The 20032-nt window shown below is 69.6% G+C and carries 20 protein-coding genes; 9 read left to right on the top strand and 11 right to left on the bottom strand.

Annotated features, from left to right (window positions below; genetic code table 11):
- Position 1: 1 nt before the first annotated feature.
- From MSZK_RS15680 to MSZK_RS15665, 4 genes are read right to left on the bottom strand one after another with little or no spacing between them, the layout of a single operon-like run.
- Positions 2 to 388: a universal stress protein gene (locus MSZK_RS15680; RefSeq protein WP_099249308.1), complete on the bottom strand. Its 387-nt coding sequence runs from the start codon at positions 386 to 388 to the stop codon at positions 2 to 4.
- Positions 385 to 1926 (bottom strand): tripartite tricarboxylate transporter permease, encoded by a 1542-nt coding sequence (locus MSZK_RS15675; protein ID WP_099249306.1) that lies wholly within the window; start codon positions 1924 to 1926, stop codon positions 385 to 387. Before MSZK_RS15675 ends, MSZK_RS15680 begins: the two co-directional genes overlap by 4 nt.
- Positions 1927 to 2448: a tripartite tricarboxylate transporter TctB family protein gene (locus MSZK_RS15670; RefSeq protein WP_099249304.1), complete on the bottom strand. Its 522-nt coding sequence runs from the start codon at positions 2446 to 2448 to the stop codon at positions 1927 to 1929.
- Complete coding sequence (locus MSZK_RS15665) at positions 2445 to 3434, bottom strand: tripartite tricarboxylate transporter substrate binding protein (protein ID WP_099249302.1); 990 nt, start codon at positions 3432 to 3434, stop codon at positions 2445 to 2447. The genes MSZK_RS15670 and MSZK_RS15665 overlap by 4 nt, the downstream gene beginning before the upstream one ends.
- Before the next feature lie 102 nt (positions 3435 to 3536).
- Here MSZK_RS15665 and MSZK_RS15660 point away from each other — a divergent pair, with 102 nt between their 5' ends.
- Genes MSZK_RS15660 through MSZK_RS15645 form a run of 4 tightly spaced genes read left to right on the top strand, consistent with a single transcriptional unit; the run spans position 3537 to position 7305 of the window.
- Complete coding sequence (locus tag MSZK_RS15660) at positions 3537 to 5150, top strand: ATP-binding protein (protein WP_371411342.1); 1614 nt, start codon at positions 3537 to 3539, stop codon at positions 5148 to 5150.
- Positions 5143 to 5814, top strand: a complete 672-nt coding sequence (locus MSZK_RS15655) for a response regulator (RefSeq protein ID WP_099249300.1) — start codon at positions 5143 to 5145, stop codon at positions 5812 to 5814. Before MSZK_RS15660 ends, MSZK_RS15655 begins: the two co-directional genes overlap by 8 nt.
- 55 nt (positions 5815 to 5869) lie before the next feature.
- Positions 5870 to 6904: an acetamidase/formamidase family protein gene (locus tag MSZK_RS15650; protein WP_099249298.1), complete on the top strand. Its 1035-nt coding sequence runs from the start codon at positions 5870 to 5872 to the stop codon at positions 6902 to 6904.
- Positions 6901 to 7305 (top strand): RidA family protein, encoded by a 405-nt coding sequence (locus tag MSZK_RS15645; protein WP_099249296.1) that lies wholly within the window; start codon positions 6901 to 6903, stop codon positions 7303 to 7305. Before MSZK_RS15650 ends, MSZK_RS15645 begins: the two co-directional genes overlap by 4 nt.
- A gap of 1 nt (position 7306) precedes the next feature.
- Here the strand turns inward: MSZK_RS15645 and MSZK_RS15640 are convergent, their stop codons facing one another.
- Positions 7307 to 8206 (bottom strand): helix-turn-helix domain-containing protein, encoded by a 900-nt coding sequence (locus tag MSZK_RS15640; RefSeq protein ID WP_099249294.1) that lies wholly within the window; start codon positions 8204 to 8206, stop codon positions 7307 to 7309.
- Between the two features lie 57 nt (positions 8207 to 8263).
- On the opposite strand from MSZK_RS15640, the gene MSZK_RS15635 reads away from it, so the two are divergent.
- The 4 genes from MSZK_RS15635 to MSZK_RS15620 are packed head-to-tail and all read left to right on the top strand — an operon-like array spanning position 8264 to position 12262.
- Complete coding sequence (locus MSZK_RS15635; protein ID WP_099249359.1) at positions 8264 to 9523, top strand: sulfotransferase; 1260 nt, start codon at positions 8264 to 8266, stop codon at positions 9521 to 9523.
- 47 nt (positions 9524 to 9570) lie between these two features.
- The gene (locus MSZK_RS15630) at positions 9571 to 10773 is read left to right on the top strand and encodes an alkyl sulfatase dimerization domain-containing protein (protein ID WP_099249357.1); all 1203 of its coding nucleotides are present in this window, start codon (positions 9571 to 9573) and stop codon (positions 10771 to 10773) included.
- The gene (locus tag MSZK_RS15625) at positions 10770 to 11519 is read left to right on the top strand and encodes an SDR family NAD(P)-dependent oxidoreductase (RefSeq protein ID WP_099249292.1); all 750 of its coding nucleotides are present in this window, start codon (positions 10770 to 10772) and stop codon (positions 11517 to 11519) included. The genes MSZK_RS15630 and MSZK_RS15625 overlap by 4 nt, the downstream gene beginning before the upstream one ends.
- A 26-nt stretch (positions 11520 to 11545) precedes the next feature.
- Positions 11546 to 12262, top strand: coding sequence for a type 1 glutamine amidotransferase (locus MSZK_RS15620; protein ID WP_099249290.1), 717 nt, complete (start codon positions 11546 to 11548; stop codon positions 12260 to 12262).
- On the opposite strand, the gene MSZK_RS15615 is transcribed toward MSZK_RS15620, so the two are convergent.
- Genes MSZK_RS15615 through MSZK_RS15595 form a run of 5 tightly spaced genes read right to left on the bottom strand, consistent with a single transcriptional unit; the run spans position 12263 to position 16717 of the window.
- Positions 12263 to 12700 (bottom strand): hydrogenase maturation protease, encoded by a 438-nt coding sequence (locus tag MSZK_RS15615; protein WP_099249288.1) that lies wholly within the window; start codon positions 12698 to 12700, stop codon positions 12263 to 12265. It abuts the gene before it with no gap.
- Positions 12697 to 13983 (bottom strand): Ni/Fe hydrogenase subunit alpha, encoded by a 1287-nt coding sequence (locus MSZK_RS15610; protein ID WP_099249286.1) that lies wholly within the window; start codon positions 13981 to 13983, stop codon positions 12697 to 12699. Before MSZK_RS15610 ends, MSZK_RS15615 begins: the two co-directional genes overlap by 4 nt.
- Positions 13980 to 14744 (bottom strand): oxidoreductase, encoded by a 765-nt coding sequence (locus MSZK_RS15605; protein WP_099249284.1) that lies wholly within the window; start codon positions 14742 to 14744, stop codon positions 13980 to 13982. The genes MSZK_RS15610 and MSZK_RS15605 overlap by 4 nt, the downstream gene beginning before the upstream one ends.
- 1 nt (position 14745) lies before the next feature.
- Positions 14746 to 15606, bottom strand: a complete 861-nt coding sequence (locus tag MSZK_RS15600; RefSeq protein ID WP_199203354.1) for an FAD/NAD(P)-binding protein — start codon at positions 15604 to 15606, stop codon at positions 14746 to 14748.
- On the bottom strand, positions 15599 to 16717 hold the full coding sequence (locus MSZK_RS15595; protein ID WP_233211337.1) for a 4Fe-4S dicluster domain-containing protein: 1119 nt from the start codon (positions 16715 to 16717) through the stop codon (positions 15599 to 15601). The genes MSZK_RS15600 and MSZK_RS15595 overlap by 8 nt, the downstream gene beginning before the upstream one ends.
- Before the next feature lie 107 nt (positions 16718 to 16824).
- Here MSZK_RS15595 and MSZK_RS15590 point away from each other — a divergent pair, with 107 nt between their 5' ends.
- Positions 16825 to 18657 (top strand): pyruvate kinase, encoded by a 1833-nt coding sequence (locus MSZK_RS15590; RefSeq protein ID WP_099249280.1) that lies wholly within the window; start codon positions 16825 to 16827, stop codon positions 18655 to 18657.
- On the opposite strand, the gene MSZK_RS15585 is transcribed toward MSZK_RS15590, so the two are convergent.
- Complete coding sequence (locus MSZK_RS15585; RefSeq protein WP_099249278.1) at positions 18658 to 20016, bottom strand: TIGR01777 family oxidoreductase; 1359 nt, start codon at positions 20014 to 20016, stop codon at positions 18658 to 18660.
- Between the last annotated feature and the right edge of the window lie 16 nt (positions 20017 to 20032).

Raw genomic sequence — 20032 nt, 5'->3', positions numbered from 1 at the left:
ATTAGCCAGACTTGACCGCGAGCACGGGTTTCGGGCATTCCAGCAGTAGCTGCTGCGCGACGCTGCCGAGCAGCAGCTTGCCGACGGGGTTGCGGTGCCGCAGGCCGATCACCAGCAGCTCGGCCTCGGGGCGCTCCATCGCCGCCAACAGCGCGTCGGCGGCGTACACCCCGACCGGCTGCGACAGCTCGTAGCGCACCCCACCGTCACGCAGGCGCTCCTCGAGATCGCGCACCTCGCCCGGCTGGGCGAACGCCGCGTCGACATAGGAGTCGCCCGGCGTCGAGTTGACCACCAGCAGGTCGGTATCGCGCAGTGCCGCCTCGGCGATGGCGGCCTCCACCGCAGCCCGGCCGTGCTGGTCGTTGGTGTATCCCACGACAATCATGAGGTCTGGGCCTTCTCTCTTTGGTCCTTGTCGTCCTCGACGACCAGCAGGGTCTCCTCGTCGCGATGCAGCAGCCGCAGCACCAGCGGGATGGCCAGCAGCACCACCATGCACACGTAGGTGACGATCGCGACCGGCTCGGTGAACAGACTCGACCAGTCGCCGCCGCCCAGCTGCAGGCTCTGCCGCAGCTGGCGTTCGATGCGCGGGCCCAGGATGACGCCGATGATCAGCGGCAGCACCGGAAGTCCGAAGCGGCGCATCATCAGACCGAGCAGTCCGAACAACAGCAGCAGGGCCAGATCGAGCGGCTGCACGTTCACCGCGAACGCCCCGAGGGTGGCGAAGAACAGGATGCCGGCGTACAGATACGGCCGCGGTGTGCGCAGCAGTTTGGCCCACAGCGGCGCCAGCGGCAGGTTGAGCACCAACAGCAGGAAGTTGCCGATGAACAGGCTGGCGATCAGCGTCCAGATCAGCAGCGGTTCCTTGCTGAACAGCGTTGGCCCAGGCTGGATTCCGTACGAGACGAAGGCGGTGAGCATGACCGCGGCGGTCGCGTTGGTCGGCAGGCCCAGCGACAGCATCGGCACCAGGGTGCCTGCGGCGGAGGCGTTGTTGGCCGCCTCGGGACCGGCCACACCCTCGATCGCGCCCCGGCCGAACTCCTCCGGATGCTTGGACAACTTCTTCTCCGTGATGTAGCTCAAGAACGTGGGCAGTTCGGCCCCACCCGCGGGTAGCGCACCGAACGGAAACCCGAACGCGGTGCCGCGCAGCCACGGCTTCCAGGACCGCCGCCAGTCCTCGCGGCCCATCCACGGTCGTCCCACCGGGATCACATCGGCCGGCCGCCTGCGCAGGTGCGCGGCCACCCAAAGCGCCTCGCCCACAGCGAAGATCGCAACCGCGATCACCACGATGTCGATGCCGTCCGACAGTTGCGGGATCCCGAATGTGGCCCGGGGCTGGCCGGTGAGGAAGTCGATGCCGACGATGCCGATCGCCAGACCGAGCACCAGCGAGATGGCGCCGCGCAGCTTCGAGGAGCCCAGCACCGCCGTCACCGCCACCAACGCGAAGAGCATGATCGCCAGATACGACGGGGCGCCGAGGGTGACCGCGAACCGCGAGATCGCGGGCGCGAACGCGGCCAGCAGCGCGGTGCCGATACTGCCCGCGACGAACGAGCCGATGGCCGCGGTGGCCAACGCCTGCGCGGCCCGGCCCGCTTTCGCCATCTTGTTGCCCTCGATCGCGGTGATCACCGACGACGACTCCCCCGGCGTGTTCAGCAGGATCGACGTGGTGGATCCGCCGTACATCCCGCCGTAGAAGATGCCGGCGAACATGATGAACGCCGCACTCGGGCTGACGTTGTAGGTGATCGGAAGCAGCAGGGCCACCGTCATCGCCGGGCCGATACCGGGCAGCACCCCCACCGCGGTGCCCAGGAGCACACCGATCACGGCGTACAGCAGGTTCATCGGGGTCGCCGCCTCGGCGAACCCTTGCAGCAGCCAGTTGAGGTTGTCCATCTACAGAATCCCGTCCAAGATGCCGGCGGGCAGCGGGATCCCGAGCCCGGAGTAGAACGCGTAGAAGCTGGCCAGCGCCACAACAACTCCGATGACGACGTTGCGCACGTAGTGCCGGCTACCCAGAATCGTTGCCGCACCGGCGAAGAACAACGCGCTGGTGATCACCCAGCCCAGCGGATTGACCAGCAGGATCATCGCGACGAACAGCGCGATCAGCAGCCCGACGGTACGCCAGTCCCCCGGCGCCTCGGGGTCGATGTCCTCGCCGGCGTCGGCCTCACCCTTGCTGCCGCGCGGGATCGCGACGGCCAGGATCACCGCGAGCACCAGCGCGGCGCTGCCGATGACCAACGGAAAGAACTTGGGCCCAACGGGATCGACCTTGGCGAACCCCGCATCCAGCGTCAGCCCGCTGTAGACCAGGAACCCACCGACGAGAACCAGAACGGCCACCACCACGTATTGCGCGTAGTCCACAGCGCGTGCCGGCTGCTCCGTCTGCCGGTCGTCAACGCTCACAGCAGCCCCAATTCGGTCAGGGTCGACGAGACCCGGTTGTCCTGGTCGACAAGGAATTGTTCGAACGCCGCGCCGGTGACGAAGGCGTCCGTCCAGCCGTTCTTGGCCAGCGCGTCCTTCCATTGCTGCGTACCGTGCAGCTCTTCGAGCGCTTTGACCATCTCGCTCTTGGCCTTGTCCGAAATGCCGGGCGGTGCAAGAACACCGCGCCAGTTGGCGAACGTGAGGTCGATGCCGGACTCGGTGAGCGTCGGTGCGTCGATGCCCTCGACCCGCTGCGCGCTCGACACCGCGAGCACCCGCAGCTGGCCGGCTTCGATCTGGTCGATCAGCTCGCCGGGGCTTGACGTTCCCACGGTGATCTTCTTCCCCAGTAGCGCGGTCAGCAGGTCACCGCCGCCGTCATAGGTGATGAAGTTGACCTGTCGCGGGTCGACCCCGACCTTCTTGGCGACCTCCATGGGGAACAGGTGATCGGGCCCGCCCGGTGAGGAGCCGCCGCCGATCGTCACCGAGCTCGGATCGGCCTTCCATGCCGCCACGAAGTCGGCGACCGTCTTGAACGGCGAGTCGGCGGGCACGAAGATCGCGCCCGGATCCTCGATCAGCTTGGCGATGGCCGTCGCGTCGGAGGCCTTGATCTTGGATCCGTTGGTGTAGGTCGCACCGACGACGCCCAGACCCATCGTCATCATCAGGTCGTCGTTGCCACGCTCGTTCATCAGCCGGGCCATCGCGACCGTGCCGCCGGCGCCGAGCACGTTGAACACCTCGACCCGGCCGGTGATGTCTTGGTCTTCCATGATCTTCACCGCGGTTCGCGCGGTCAGGTCGTAACCGCCGCCGGGGCTGTTCGGCACCATCATTCGCAACCGGTGCAGCCCGGACGGATCGTCGCCGCGCGTCACGCCGCACCCGGCCAACAGCAGCGCTACTGCCAGTGCCGTGACGATCGCCGCAAGCCGGGTGGCGCTGCGTCGCACCATTCGTCGACCCCGTTCCTCTCGAGAACAGTTCTTTCCACTGTGATGTTCAGCAATACTGGTGCGTGGACGTGACTGCCGTCACTCTTGAGGTCGCAGAGGAAGTTGTGGTCGTTGTGGTCATCGCTGGCACGTAGCGGTCGCAGCCTGGCGGGTCAGTTCCTCGTCTTCCAGTTGCTCGTGGTGGCGGTCGTGCTGATCGCCGTGGCTGCGGTGTCGATCGCCCAGTCGACCAAGGAGTTCCGTGATGTGCGCGGACAGCGGATGATCGCCGTCGCCGAGAACGTGGCGTCGACGCCGCTCGTGCGGGACCGGTACGCCGACCCGTTCGCGGCCCAGATGCTGGCGCCGGATGTCGACCGGGCGGTGGCGCTGTCCGGGGCCGGGCTGGCCGAGATCATCGATCCGTCCGGTCGGGTGCGGGTGTCCACCGACCCGTCACGGGTGGGCCGCAGCGCGGACTTCGGCCCCAGTCGGGTCGTCGAGGGCAGGGCGTGGTTCGGCGACCTCGACATCGACGGCCGCCACGCGTTGGTGGGGCAGGTCCCCATCCTGTCCACCGACGGCAGGGTGCTCTCGGTGGTGTCGGTCAGCGAGCCCTACCCGTCGGTGTGGCAGCTTCTCAGCGGGGCCGGTGAACGGCTCCTGGTGTATCTCGGAGTGGGAGCGGCGCTGGGTCTGTTCGCCTCGTGGTTGTTGTCCCGGCGGATCAAGCGGCACACCCGTGGTCTGGAGGTCGCCGAGATCGCCGGGCTGGCCGAACATCGAGAAGCGTTGCTGCACAGCATCCGTGAAGGCGTCATCGGGGTGAACACCGACGGGGTGATCACCGTGGTCAACGACAGCGCGCAAGAACTGCTCGGCATCGGCGCGGACGCGGTGAACCGCCGGGTGCGCGACGCCGGGATCGACCCGGCGGTGGCCGACTTCCTGCTCTCCGGCGAGGACGGCCACGACGTCGTCATCGCCACCCCCAACCGGGTGCTCGCGCTCAACCGACGCTCGGCGACCAGCCAGGGTCAGCGGATCGGGTCGGTCACCACCATGCGCGACAGCACCGAGCTGGCGTCGATGCAGGCGCAGCTGTCCTCGCACAAGAGCGTGACCGACACGTTGCGCGCCCAGACCCACGAGTTCGCAAACCAGCTGCACACCATCTCCGGGCTGGTCCAGCTGGGTGAGTACGACTCGGTGCGCGACCTGGTCGGCGCGCTGACCCGCCGCCGCGCGGAGATCAGCGACGCTGTCACCCAGCGCATCACCGATCCGGCCGTGGCCGCACTGCTGATCGCCAAGACCACGCTGGCCGCCGAGAGTGGGGTGTCGCTGCACTTGACCGAGGATTCCCACCTGGGTGTGTTGAGCCCGGCGCCGGCCACCGATGCGATCACGGTGCTGGGCAATCTGATCGACAACGCGGTGGACGTCTCGGAAGGCACGGCAGCGTCGCGAGTCACTGTGCGGGTGGACGACAGCGACGGCCTCGTCATCGAGGTCGCCGACTCCGGACCCGGTGTGCCGCAACCGCTTCGCACCCAGATCTTCGCCAGGGGTGTGACGTCCAAACCGGACGTCGCCGGTGGCCGCGGGATAGGGCTGGCCTTGGTCAGGCTCATCACCGCCCAGCACGGCGGTACGGCGCAGGTGTACGACGCCGACGGTGGCGGCGCCCTGTTCGTGGCCCGGCTGCCCCGGATCGAGTCGGTGAGCCATGCGTGAGGTCCTCGTCGTGGACGACGACTTCATGGTCGCCGAGATCCACCGCCGCTTCGTCGACCGCATCGAGGGATTCCGAACGGTCGAGGTGGCCCACACCGGAGCTGCCGCACTGGAAGTCGCCCGCCGGCTGCGCCCCGCGCTGATCCTGCTCGACGTGTACCTGCCCGACATGACCGGCCTGCAGGTGCTGCAACGGTTGCGGGCTCACGGCGACACCGTCGGCGTCATCATGATCACCGCGGCCCGGGAACTGGACACGGTCACCGGTGCCCTCGACGGTGGCGCCGCTGACTATCTGATCAAACCGTTCGAGTTCGACCAGCTGCGAACGAAATTGGAGTCGTTCGCCGCCCGCGCCGACGCGCTGGGCGCGGCAGTCGGCGTCGACCAGGGTTTCGTCGACACCCTCTTCGGGCATTCACCCGCGGCTGCCGAGCCGGCACCGAAGGCGATGCCGAAGGGACTTGGGGCCGAGACCGGGCAGCTGGTGCTCGACGCCGTGCGCGGTGCCGGTGAGGTGTCCGCGGCCGAATGCGCCGAGCTGGTGGGCATCTCCCGGGTCAGCGCACGCCGCTACCTCGAGCACTTCCTGAGCACCGGCACGGTGGGGCTGCGGCTGCAGTACGGCGCCGGTCGACCCGAGCGCCGCTACCACGCCCGCTGAGCCCGGTCGTCTTCGCCGCGCGCCGGGGCACCCGTGCTGGCATGATCTGACGCTTATGACGGTGCACCACCTTCCCGCGTCAGCGCAGACGGTGCACTGGGGGTTCTTCGATCCGCGCCAGACGCCCGCCCTGACGGTCGCATCGGGTGACCTGGTGGCGATCGAGACGCTGACCCATCACGCCGGCGATGCGCCGGATCTGCTGATGGACGACGGCATTTCGCGGGTGTTCGCCGAGGTGGACGACCGCGGGCCGGGTCCGCACATTCTCACCGGACCGATCGCGGTGGCCGGGGCCCGCCCGGGTGACGTGCTCCAGGTCGACATCCTGGAGGCCACTCCGCGGCTACCGTATGGATCCAACCTGGCGGGGCACTGGGGCTACCTCTACAACGAGATCCCCGTCGAACGGGTGACCGTCTACGAACTCGACGTCGACGCGCTGCTGGGTCGCGCGCTGTTCGGTTACGACTGGACCGCGACCCCGCTGGCCAACGAGCCGGGCACCATCGTCGTGCCTGATGCCGCCCACCGGGAGCCGGCGTTACCCGGCGTGGTGGTCCCGCTGCGCCCGCACTTCGGCACCATGGGGGTGGCGCCGGCCGAGCCGGTGCGGGTCTCCTCGGTTCCGCCCGGTGATCACGGCGGCAACGTCGACAACTGGCGCGTCGGCGCCGGTGGCCGGATGTACTACCCGGTCCAGGTGCCGGGAGCCCTGTTGTCGGTCGGCGACCCGCACGTCTCGCAGGGTGACGGTGAGGTCAGCGGTACCGCCCTGGAATCGTCACTGAACGGGTTGCTGCGCTTGACGATTCGGCGTGACCTACCGTTCACCGTGCCGGTACTGGAGACCTCGACGGAACTGCTGGTACACGGCTTCGGGGACAGCCTGGACGCGGCGATGAAATGCGCGACCCTGCGCACGCTGCAGCTGCTGCAGACCCACTTCGGGCTGTCCCGCGCCGACGCCTACTCGTTCATGTCGGTGGCGGTGGATTTCACCGTCACCCAGGTGGTCGACCAGCGCCAGGGTGTGCACGGCCGAATCGACAAGCGCTGCTTCCCACGCTGGCATAATCCCGCGGCATGACTGGAATCCGGGCGTTCACGTTCACCCCGGCCGACGGTGTCCCGCCCGCGGTGGCGCCGTTCTCCCACGCGACCGCCGCGGGCCAGACCTTGTACGTGACCGGGCAGATGCCCACCGACACCTCCGGTGCACTGGTCGGCGACGACGTCGCCACCCAGACCGACCAGGTGCTGGCCAACCTGTTGCGGGTCACCGAATTGTGCGGCGGGGCGCTGGCCGACGTGGTGTCGGTGCGGGCGTATCTGACCGACTGGACCGACTACGGCGCGTTCAACGCGGCCTACGCGCCGTGGTTTCCCGACCGGCTGCCCAGCCGCACCTGTGTGGGCACCACCGGCCTTGCGGTCGGCGCGCTGGTCGAGATCGACTGGGTGTGCTGGCGCGCCGACGGCTGGGGCTGACTCAGGCCTGATCGCCGTACCGGTCCAGCCGGCCGCCGATCGCGGCGGCCGCCCGCCGGACCTGTGCGCCCAGGCCGGTGATCGCCGCGGCGTCCAGCGTGGCGAACGGCGCGGCGGTGACCGACATGACCACCGCCCCGTCGGCTGCTGCGATCGGCGCCGACACCGTGGCGATGCTGTGCTCGGCGCCGTCGCCCAATTCGTCTGGCAGGACGTCGATCACGCTGAGATCGGCGAACGCCCGGGCGAGCTGCGCGGTGATCGCATCCACCTCGCCGTCACCCGACAGCGCCTGCAGCGCCGAATACACCCGCAGATACTCCCGGGTCAGCCGTTCCACGACGTAGCCGCGGGTCCGGGTCTCGTCGAGCACGGCCGAAATCCGCGCCCGCAGTGCGTCGCTGGGCAGGCCGATCGCCTCGAGCCAGGCACGCTGCGCCACCGGCGGGGACCACGCGACGTAGTCCCGGCCGAACGGGGCGACGAACGGTGTGCGGGTTCCGCGCCCGATCCGGGGTGCGGTCACGCTTTCGCCGGCGACGTCGACGATCACCAGGCTGTTCGCCTCACGGCGGGCCAGATACACCTGCGTGCCGGTGGCGGCAGCCAGTGCCTGCAGTTCGCCGCGAAACAGGTCGGCGGGTTTGGCCAAGCTGGCGATCGCCGGTCCCCAGGAGTACCTGGCCGACCGGGGGTCGCGGGTCACCCACTCGTGCGCGACCAGCGTGGCCAGGATCGCGTGGCCGGTGGCCCGGCTGATGCCGAGGCCGCGCGAGATTTCGGCTAGCGAGAACTGGCGGGCCGGATCGGCACCGAGCATTTCCATCACGGCGATCACCCGTCCGGTGGGCGGGGAGGACGCTTGACCCGCCGTCTGGGCAGGGTCTACCTTGAGCGTCATATTTCCGAACAGTACGTCGAATATTCGACGCTGACAAGCCGGACAAGGTGCGTGGACATGGCGTCGACCGAGACTCTGGACCTCGACGACCTGACCGCCCCGGTGCTCACCGAGACTCAGCGCCAGATCCTCGACTACACCGAGTCCCGCCCGGTGACCTTCGACGTCGACGCGATGCTGGCCGAGGCCGTGGCGGCGGCCGGCGCCGACGATCTGGCCGACGACGACGGTTTCGCCGACCGGCTGGCCGCGCACATCGCCGCCATCGAATCGGACACCGGACTGCGCCAGCTTAGCCGAAACACTCTGCGCGCCAGAGTGATTCGTAAACTGCGCAACCGGCTGTCGTTGACCGACCTGCTGAGGCGCTATCCGGAGATCGAATCGATCCCGATCGAGCGGCCGCTGATCGTGGTCGGCATGCCCCGGTCGGGCACCACCCACCTGGTGAACCTGATCGCGCAGGACCCGCGCCGGCGGGCGCTGCCCTACTGGGAGAGCGAGGACCCGATTCCCGCGCTCGGCCAGGGGGCCGGCATCGACGGTCTCGACCCCCGCTACGCCAGGGTCAAGGCCGAGCACGAGGCGCTGATGGCCAGCACGCCGTACGTGGCGGCCATGCACGACCGGTTCCCCGAGGCCATCGAGGAGGAAGTCGAGCTGCTCGACCTCGACATGGCCGGCTACGTGCTCGAATGGCATGCCCGCGTTCCGGTCTGGCGCGACTTCTACCTCGGCCTGGACCACACCCGCCACTACGCCTACCTGAGGAAGATCCTGCAGGCGTTGACATTTCTACGTGGCCCGCGAACCTGGGTTCTCAAATCCCCCCAGCACGCCGAGCAACTCGGACCGCTGATGACCACGTTCCCCGACGCCACCGTCGCCTTCACCCACCGCGACCCGGTCGCGGTGATCCAGTCCGCCATCACGATGATGGCCTACTCGGATCGCTTGCGCCGCACCAGTATCGACCCGGACTGGCTGGTCGACTACTGGACCGACCGGATCCACCGACTGCTGAGCGCCTGCGTCCGCGACCGGGAACTGGTGGCCGCCGAGCGCAGTCTGGACATCGGCTTCCATCACCTGAACGGCAACGAGATGCCCATACTCGAGGAGTTCTACCGGCGCGCGGGTATCGATATTCCCCCCAAGGTGGCCAAGCGTTTTCAGGCCTACGTCGACGACAACCGCCGCGGGGCCAAGGGACGCATCCCCTACGACATCAAGAAGCACTTCGGCGTCGAACCGGCGGACCTACGCTCGAAGTTCGACTTCTACGTCGACCGCTTCGACGTCCGCCCCGAGATCTAGAGGTACCCGTGGAACCCATCTACCGCAGCCGACCCGGCGCCGACGCCATGGCGCCCGCCGCGGCCGAACACGCCGCGCAAGTCGCGCCCGGAATCTGGTGCTCGCCCGGGCTGACCAACTCCTACCTGCTGACCACGTCGGACGGGCGCGTCGTGGTCAACACCGGCATGGGATTCGAAGGCCCGGTGCACCGGGCCAACTTCGACGCCGTCGACGCCTCCCCGGTGCGCTACATCCTGATCACCCAGGGCCACTACGACCATGTCGGCGGCATAGACACCCTGAGCGATCCGGGCACCCAGGTGGTGGCGCAAGCGAATTGGGAGCACTGGCGCGACGACAACGAGCGCCTGCTGCCCTACCGGGCCACCCGCAGCGCCTTCGCCTTCTCCGGCAAGCTTGCCGGTGGCATCGCCGCGATCCAGCAGCGCTTCGGCACCAAGCTGCCGGCGCAGAGCACCGCACGCGCCGACATCGTCGTGGCGGACCGGCTGGCGCTGACCGTCGGCGACCGACGGTTCGAGCTGATCGCCACCCCGGGCGGGGAAACCACCGACGCCATGGTGGTCTGGTTACCCGATGAACGAATCTGTCTGTGCAGCAACACGTTCGGACCGGTATTCGGCCATATCCCGAATCTGGTCACCATGCGCGGCGACCGGTACCGCGACGCCCTGACGGTGATCGACACCATCGAACGGGTGCGGGCATTACGACCCGAGGTACTGCTCACCGGGCACTTCGACCCGATCCGCGGGGCCGACCTGATCGACGCCGAGCTGAGCCGGCTGCGCGACGTCGTGCGCTACCTGCACGACGAGACGGTGGCGGGAATGAACGCAGGCAAGGACGTCGCGACCCTGATGCGCGAGATCACCCTGCCCGATCACCTCGAGGTCGGCCAAGGCTACGGCAAGGTGGCCTGGGATGTCCGCGCCATCTGGGAGAACTACTCCGGCTGGTTCCATCACCGGTCGACGACCGAGCTGTACCCGGTCGGTCCCGAGACCGTCAGCGCCGACCTGGTGGAACTGGCCGGCGCCGACGCACTGACCGAGCGGGCCCGTGCCCACCTGACCGCCGACCGCCCGCTGGCCGCCATCCACCTCGCCGAGCTGGTCACCGAGGCCGCCGGCGACCACCCGGAGGCGCGGGCGGTGCTCAAAGCCGCCCACGAGCGCCTGCTGGCGGGCAGCGTCAACTTCTGGGAGACCGCCTGGCTGACCAAGCAGATCGAGAGGTACTCATGACCGCGCAGCTCAGTTTCGACTTCACCGGCACCCGGGCACTGGTGACCGGGGCGACCAGCGGCATCGGCCACGCCGTCGCGGTGCTCTTGCGCGACGCCGGGGCGCAGGTCACGGTCACCGGCACCCGCGCAGCCGCCACCGACTACGACACCGACCTGTCCGGGATGACCTACCGGCAACTTCTCCTCACCGACAGTGCATCCATTGACAGCCTGGCGCAGAGCATCCCCACGCTCGACGTGCTGGTGAACAACGCGGGCGCCAACTTCCCCGGCGGCCTCGACGAATCCACGCCCGAGGGGTTCGCCGCCTCGGTCGCGCTGAACCTCACCGGCCCCTACCGGCTGACCGTCGGGCTCAGAGCGGCGCTGAAGGCGTCCACCGCGGCCGGCGGGGCCAGCGTGGTGAACCTGGCATCGATGTCGGCGCTGCGTGCGGTCACCATGGTGCCCGGCTACGGCGCCGCGAAATCCGGCGTCATCAACGTCACCCGCAACCTGGCGGTCAAGTGGGCCAAGTACGGGATCCGGGTCAACGCGGTCGCCCCGGGCACCATCGAGACCGCGATGACCGCGCCCATGCATGCGGTGCCCGAGATCGTGGCCGCAGAGATTGCGCACATCCCGGCCGGCCGGATGGGCACCGTCGACGAGGTGGCACCGGCGATCGCGTTCCTGTGCACGGCCCAGAGCAGCTACATCAACGGCGCCGTGCTGGTCGTCGACGGCGCCTCGGACTGCGTATAACGGCGTTCCTGCCGTACCGTAATCGGGTGCCCCGCCAGGTCCTGTTCATCTACAACGATCCGATCGCCCCCGAGGCACTGCTCGGCGAGACGTTCACCGACCTCGGTTTCGACGTCGACACATTCGAGGTGGTACCGGCGCACCGCGCCGCCGACCCGGTGCTCGACGTCACGTTCCCCGATCCCACCCGTTACGACGTGATCGTGCCGCTGGGGTCGCGCTGGGCGGTCTACGACGAACGCCTGCCCTGGGTGGCCGGCGAGATCGAGACCGTGCGCAGCGCCGTCGACGCCGGCGTCGGCGTGCTCGGGGTGTGCTTCGGCGGCCAGCTGGTGGCCACCGCACTCGGCGGTTCCGTGCAGCGCTCCACCGACCCCGAGATCGGCTGGCATCGGGTACGCAGCAGCGACCCGGATCTGGTGCCCGACGACGGGCCCTGGTTCCAGTGGCACTTCGACCGGTTCACCCCGCCGCCCGGAGCCGTCGAGATCGCCCGAAACGACCGCGCCTCACAGGCTTTCGTCCACGGCCGGGCGATGGGCCTGCAGTTCCACCCCGAACTCGACCACAAGCTGCTGGAGCTGTGGATCGACGACGACCGCAACCGCGACGGCGACGGCGATCTCGCCGCGCTCGGACTGTCCCAAGACGACCTGCGCGCACACACCGCCACCCACGTCGACGACGCCGCCCGCCGGCTGCGACGACTGGTCCGTGGCTTTCTCGACAAGGTCGCCGGCTAGCTACCCCGCGATCTCGCGCAGCACGGCTGCCGCCGCCGCCGGCACCGCGGCGGCCACCGCCGCGCTCAGCCCAGCGCCGTGGCCGAGATCGCCGGCGTCCACGGTGACCGCCACCGCGGCCTGCGGCGCCCGGCCAAGTGCTTGGGCCAGCCGAAACGTGGTGAGCAGACTCAGGTCGTGGGAGCTCACCGCGACGGTGTCGTCGACCTCGTGCAGGTCCACCCGGCGCACCCGCCCGGGCCGGTCCCCGGCCGCCGCGTCGATCACCACCGCCAGCGCCGCGTGCTCCCAGGCGTCGAGCAGCGCCGCCGGCTCGGCATCGCAGGTCAGCACCCGAACCCCGGGCGGGCAGTTCCTGGCCACCTCGGCGGCCACCGTCGGCCCGACACCGTCGTCGCGACGCAGATCGTTGCCCACACCGATCACCACCACGCTCACCGGCGGTCCACCGTCAGCGTCAGGAAATGGGTGGAGCACGAGATGCACGGGTCGTAGTTGCGAATCGCCCGCTCGCACATCGCCGTCAGCGCGGCATCGTCGAGGTCGAGCCCGGCCAGCACGACCCGGGTCAGGTCGTCCTCGATGGCCGCCTGGTTCTGGGCGGTGGGCGGCACGATGACCGCGGCCTTGACCAGTCCCTCGTCGTCGATCTCGTAGCGATGGTAGAGCAGCCCGCGGGGCGCCTCGCTGACCCCGTGTCCCACCCCGGGGCGGGCCGGCACGTCGACGAACGGCCGCGCCGGAACCTCGTAGTCGTCGATGATACGCAGCGCCTCCTCGACCGCGTATACCGTTTCGACCGCGCGAACCACGATGCTGCGGAACGGGTTTCGGCATTCCTGGCCCAAGCCTGCGGCGCCGGCAGCGTCCCGGGCCGCGCCGGTCAGCTGCGCCGAGTTCAGGCTGTAGCGGGCCAGCGGGCCGGTGAGGTGCCGGCCGCCGTCGAGCGTCGCATGCAGCGCGGTCGAATGCGGGACCTGGGTCTCCACCACATGCTCGCTGAATTCGTCGACGGGGAAAGGGTTTCCGGCGCTGCGGATGATCTGGCCGTCCTCGATCGCGTACCGCGGCGCGGTCAGCGCCAGCAGCTCGTGGTCCACAGTCAGATCGGGGAAATCGAAACCGGCCACCCACTCCACGGTGGCCAGCGCATCGTCGAGCGCGCGGCGAAGCTCTTCGGCCATGGCTTCGAGGGCGGCTTTGGTCGGCACCGAATAGAAGCCGCCCAGGCGGACGTTGATCGGGTGGATCGAGCGGCCGCCGACCAGTTCCATCAACCGGTTGCCCGCCTTCTTCAGCGCCAGACCACGTTCGACGGCGCCGCGATGGTTGCGCGCGACCGCGATGACGTCGGGTTCGGCCAGGAAATCCGGTGCGTGCAACAGGTAGATGTGCAGGGCATGGCTGTGGATCCACTCCCCGCAGTACAGCAGCCGGCGCAACGCCACCAACTCCGGGTCGACGGTGACACCGCAGGCGTCCTCCAGGGCGTTGCACGCACTGATCTGGTAGGCCACCGGGCAGATCCCGCAGATTCGGGCCGTGAGGTCCGGCGGCTCGGTGTGGGCGCGGCCGCGCAGGAACGCCTCGAAGAACCGCGGCGGCTCGTAGATGTTGAGCTCGACGCGCTCGGGCACCCCGCCACGAAGCTCGACGTGCAGGGCGCCCTCGCCCTCGACCCGGGTCAGCGCCCCGACCCGGAGCGTGCGTGAGTCGGTCATCGGTCTTCACCTTCCGCACCGAGCTCGGCATGGAACTGGGTCACATTGAACGTGTCGAACACCCGGTCGACCTGCGGACCCGACAACCCGTCGCGGTGCAGCAGCGGAATCAGCGCCGGCATGTTGGGCGTGGCCATCGGCCCGAAGCAGCCGTAGCACCCGCGGTGATGGCGCGGGCACAACGCGCCGCAGCCGGCGTGGGTCACCGGGCCCAGGCAGGCGATGCCCTCGGCGACCGTGACACAGGTGACCCCGGCGCGTTTGCACTCGGTACACACCGTGGCCGCCGGCAGCCGCGGTTTGCGGCCCACCAGCAGCGCGGCCAGGGTGTCGAGCAACTGGCCGCGGTCGATCGGGCAGCCCCGCAGCTCGTAGTCGACCTCGACGTGGGCCGACGCCGGGGTGGAGGTGGCCAGCGTGTGGATGTAGTCGGGGCGGGCGTAGACCAGCGAGGTGAACTCGGCGACGTCGACGAAATTGCGCAGGGCCTGAATCCCGCCGGCGGTCGCGCACGCCCCGATGGCCACCAGAACCGTTGACTGTGAACGGATTTCGCGGATCCGGCGCTCGTCGGACGGGGTGGTGATCGAGCCTTCCACCAGCGACAGATCGTACGGGCCGCCGACGATCGCGCTGGAGGCCTCGGCAAAGGTGGCGATCTGGACCTGCTCGGCCAGCGTCAGCAGCTCATCCTCGCAGTCCAGCAGCGAGAGCTGACAGCCGTCGCAGGAGGCGAACTTCCACACGGCCAGACTGGGCATCTCAGAGCTCCTTGACTTCCAGCAGCGGACGGGCCACGTCATAGCCGACCACCGGACCGTCGCGGCAGACCAGCAGCGGGCCCAGCTGGCAGTGCCCGCACCACCCGACGCCGCACTGCATGTTGCGTTCCAGCGACACCCGGATGTCGGCGGCGGCGACTCCCTTGTCCAGCAACGCCTGGGCACCGAACCGCATCATCGGCTCGGGACCGCACAGGAACGCGGTGACCTGCTGCGGGACAAGGGAAAGCCGCCGCAGCGGCTCGGTGACGAACCCGGTTTCCCCCGGCCAGCCCTGAATCGGCACGTCGACGGTCAGGTGGACCTCCAGGCGCGGGTCCTGCTGCCAGCGCCGCACCTCCTCGGCGTAGAGGAACTCCCGCTGGGACCTGGCCCCGGCGATCACCACCACTCGCCCGTAGCGATCCCGGTCGGCCAGCGCCCCCAGCACCATCGGGCGCAGCGGGGCCAGGCCGACTCCGCCGGCCACGATCACCAGATCGCGGCCCTGGGCCTCTTCCAGTCCCCAGCTGGTGCCGAACGGGCCCCGCACGCCGATCGTGGTGCCGGGCTCGGCTGCACACAGCGCGGCACTGACCGCGCCGACCGAACGAATCGTGTGGGTGATCGTGCCGTCCGACGACGACGGGTCGCCGCTGACCGAGATGGCGATCTCGCCGACGCCGAACGCGTACAGCATCATGAACTCCCCCGGCCGCGGCGCCGACAGCTCGGTGGCCACCGGTTCCAGGCACAGCGTCACCGAGTCGGCATTCTCGGCGACCTTCCACCGCACCCGATACGGCATCGGCGCCATCGGCGAGGACGCCGGGGCCCAGCCGCGTGTCACAGTCTCAGTCATCGCCATCCTCTGCCAGCCGGGCGAACGTGGCCATTTCCTCGGTGATGTCGATCCCGGTGGGACACCAGGCGATACACCGTCCGCACCCCACACATCCGGATGTGCCGAACTGGTCGTGCCAGGCCGACAGCTTGTGCGTCAGCCAGTGCCGGTAGCGCGACGGCCCGGAGGCGCGGACCGGGCCTTCGTGGATGAGCGTGAAGTCCAGTTCGAAACAGGACGCCCACTCCATCCAGCGCTCGGCGTGTTCGCCGGCCAGATCGGTGACATCGGACGTGCTGGTGCAAAAGCACGTCGGACACACCATGGTGCAGTTGCCGCAGGTCAGACACCGGCTGGCCACCTGCGACCAGTGCGACGACTCTCGCGAGGTGATCAACAGCTCACGCAGGTCGACGTCGGGCATCTGCCGGCCCATCTTGTCCGCTGCCGCACTGACTTGTGCTGCGGCACCGGCGATCTCGTCATCGTCGGCGGGGCGGGCCGGTATCGCTGCCAGCACCTCCGCGCCGGCGGCGCTGCCCACCTCGACGACATAGTCGGGCTCGCCGCCGTCGACCCGCTCGGTCAGTGCGAGGTCGTAGCCGCGCCGGCAGGCCGGCCCGGTGTCCATCGAGGCGCAGAAGCACAGCCGACCCGGCTCGGTGCAGTTGACCGCCACCACGAAGACCTGCCCGCGCCTGCCGACGTAGGAGCCGTCCGGGTGCGGGTCCGAGCCCAGCACCCGATCCAGGACACCGATGGCCGCCAGATCGCAGCCGTGCACGCCGAGGAAGGCGTACTTGGGCTCCGGTTCGTCGGCGGCGGCAACCCCGTCCGGGCCGCAGGACCACATCTTCTGGCGCGGCGGGTGCAGAAACTGCTTCCAGGACTGCGGACCCGATGAATGGCCGAAGGCGGCGCGGTCGGCGCGGCGGCGCAACTGATAGCTCCCCGGTGCGACATCGACTCCCCACCCGTGCGGTAGGTCGTCGGCACTGTCGAGTTCGGCCAGCACGATCGCGTTGTCGCGCAGGGTCGGACCGACCACCCGATACCCCCGAGAACGCAGTTCGTCGACCAGGCAGTGCAAACCCGTGCCGTCGAGCACCATGGCATCGCTGGTGGTCATGGGGCCATCGTCGTCCATGATCGCCACCGACCGCATGGGCCATTGGACGACGAGCCAGAAGGCCTAAAGTCACATCCGGCCAACCGTTCACTTGATGGCAACCTGGGATGACTAGCGTCCCGGCCATGCTTGCCGCAGCACAGCAACTCGACCGGCTCCAGAGCGAGGTCGACGCCCTTCTGGCCCGGCTGGCCGACGCCGAAGCCCGATGGCAGCCGTGGACCGATCCGGTGAGCGCCGACAATCGTTGCAGCGCAATCAATCTGGTGCACTACTGGGCGCTTCGCCAGGTCGACCTGCGCGACCTGCAACTGCGCCTGACCGGATGCGGGTTGTCGTCGCTGGGGCGCAGCGAAGCCCACGTGCACGCCACCCTGCGGCTGGTCTCGGCCGCGATCGCCGCGATGCGTGGTGAGCGCTGGACTCCCGACGAGCAGGCCCACATCGCGGTCGCCGCCGGCACCCGCCTGCTGGAACGCAACGCCGTCGAACTACTGGGCCCGGCCGCCGAGGACCGGGCGGCCCGCATCATGGTGACGCTGCCCTCGGAAGCCGCCACCGACGCCGCCCTGGTGCGGACCCTGCTCGACTCCGGGATGCGGATCGCCCGGATCAACTGCGCCCACGACGACGCCACGGCCTGGAAGGCGATGGCGGCCAACGTTCGCGCCGCCGCCGGTGCGGCCGGGCGCAGCTGCCTGGTGGCGATGGACCTGGGTGGCCCGAAGCTGCGCACCGGCCCACTGGAGCCCGGACCGCAGGTGGTTCGGCTGCGGCCGAGCCGCAACGCCCAGGGGCAGGTGGTCGCCGCCGCCCGCGGCTGGTTGACCTCGGCCAAACGTCCGGCTCGGCCGCCGGAGGCCGCACTGACCGTGCTGCCGGTCGACCCCGAGTGGCTGGCCCGCCGCAGCGAGGGCGACGAACTGGTGCTGCGCGACACCCGCGGGTCCAAGCGTCGGCTGCTGCTGGCCGCGGCCGCTCCCGGCGGGTTCGTGGTCACCACCGAGAAGACGACGTACGTGGGTAGCGGGACGGTGCTCACCGCCGACGGCGACGCGGGCGAGGTCGGCGAACTGCCTGCCGTCGAGCAGAGCATTCGCCTCAGCGCCGGCGACGTCGTCCGGTTGACCAGGGACTGCTCGCCGGCTCCCGTCGATGACGACCGGTCCCCGCAGATCGGGTGCACCCTGCCGGAGGTGTTCGACAACGCCGAAGTGGGCGAACGGATCTTCTTCGACGACGGCAAGCTCGGCGGTGCGGTGATCGCGGTCGCCGCCGACAGCATCGACGTCCGCATCGACCATCCGCCGCACGGCAGCGCGAAGCTGCACGCCGCCAAGGGAATCAACGTACCCGACACCGACCTGCCGATCTCGGCGCTGACCGACAAGGACCTGGCCGATCTGGCCGTGGTGACCGAGCTCGCCGACATCGTGCAGTTGTCGTTCGTCCGCGAGCCCGCCGACGTCATCCGCCTGTTCGGCGAGCTGGACCGGCTCGGCGACCACGATCTGGGCGTGGTCCTGAAGATCGAGACCCGCCAGGGCTTCGAACAGCTGCCCCAGCTGTTGCTCACCGCGATGCGCCGCCGCCGGGTCGGGGTGATGATCGCCCGCGGCGATTTGGCGGTCGAAACCGGCTACGAGCGGATGGCCGAGCTGCAGGAGGAGATGCTGTGGCTGTGCGAGGCCGCGCATCTACCGGTGATCTGGGCGACCCAGGTCCTCGAGCAGCTGGCCACCACCGGACGGCCGTCGCGCGCCGAGATCAGCGACGCCGCACTGGCCGAACGCGCCGAATGCGTGATGCTCAACAAGGGGCCCTACATCGCCGACGCGGTCGTCACCCTCGACGACATCCTGGGCAGGATGGCCGGTCACGAGTACAAGAAGAGCCCGCTGTTGCGCAGCCTGCACTCGTGGCGGGCCAGGCTGGATTAGTCACCCCGTCGGGTCGTGACCGAGTTGGTGGGCCAGCGCCTCGGAGATCGTCGGCTGCCGGAACCGGTGTCCCAGTGCCTGCAGAGCGGCGGGCGCGACCCGCTGGTCGGCCTCGGCCAGTTCGCGGGCGCCCTGCCTGCCCAGCAACAGTCGCGGACCGATGGCCGGCACCGGCAGCAGCGCGGGACGATGCAGGGTGGCCGCCAGGGCCTTCGTGTAGTCGTTGTTGCGCACCGGATTCGGCGCGACCGCGTTGACGGGGCCGGACAGGGCGGCGTCGTAGGCGGCCCGATAGTAGATGTCGAGCAAGTCGTCCAGACCGATCCAGGACAGCCATTGCCTGCCGCTGCCCAGCCGGCCACCGAGACCTGCGGCGAACAGCGGCCGCATCAGCCGCAGGGTGCCGCCGCGGGCTGCCTGCACGATGCCGGTCCGCACACACACCGTGCGCACACCGCCGTCGGCCGCCGGTTCGGTGGCCGCCTCCCAGTCGGCGACCACGTCGGCCAGGAAGCCGTCGCCACGGGCACTGCCCTCGTCCAGCACGGTGTCGCCGCGGTCGTATCCGTAGATGCCGATCGCCGATGCGCTGACGAACGCGCGCAGCCCCGGCGATGTGGCGGCCACCCGGGCCAACCGCCGGGTGGGTTCGATGCGCGAATCCCGGATCGCCCTGCGGTGCGCGTCGGTGAACCGGCCGGCGATCGTGGCACCGGCCAGATGGATCACGACGTCGATGTCCTCGAGCAGGTCATCTGCGGGATCGTCTGGGTCCCAACGACGTTCGTCGGGCCGGACCGGGTCGTTGCGCACCAGCCGGATCACCCGGTGCCCGCCGGTGGAGAGCAGGGCGGTCAACGCGCTGCCGACCAGCCCGGACGAACCGGTGATCGCCACCGCCAGCCCGCTCGCGCCCGCCTGGGCGGCATTCCGGTGTGCGGCCAGATCGTCGGCCAGCTGTCGGTGCCGGTAGACGAAGGTGGACCGCAGCGCCGCACCCGGCACCGTGGTGTCCACCTCGTCGTGCACCAGGGTTCGGCCCGCGCCGGCCTCGCTGAAGCGGTGGGTATGCCGCCACCACCCGATGATCCGCGGCGGCAGCGTCATCACGCCGTCCGACGAGAGCACGTCGACGAACTGATGCGGCGGGTCGTAGCCCGCCGGGTCGTGTCGGGCCACCCAGCGCAGCCCACCGGGCAGGCCCAGGACGGCACGGCCGTCGGCCAGCGACTCGGTCTCGGCCAGCACCCGCATCGGCTGCCACGGCGGAACCAGCCGCCGCATCGCGCCGGGGCGGGTGTGCCAGGCGAACACCTCGTCGAGCGGATGGTCGACGATGCTCTCGTAGCGGATGCTCATGGTCGTCTATACCCGC

Source organism: Mycobacterium sp. shizuoka-1 (genome assembly GCF_002723835.1).
Classification (GTDB): domain Bacteria; phylum Actinomycetota; class Actinomycetes; order Mycobacteriales; family Mycobacteriaceae; genus Mycobacterium.
The sequence above is the reverse complement of the archived record's forward strand: the minus strand, read 5'-3'. Positions and strand labels throughout refer to the sequence as shown.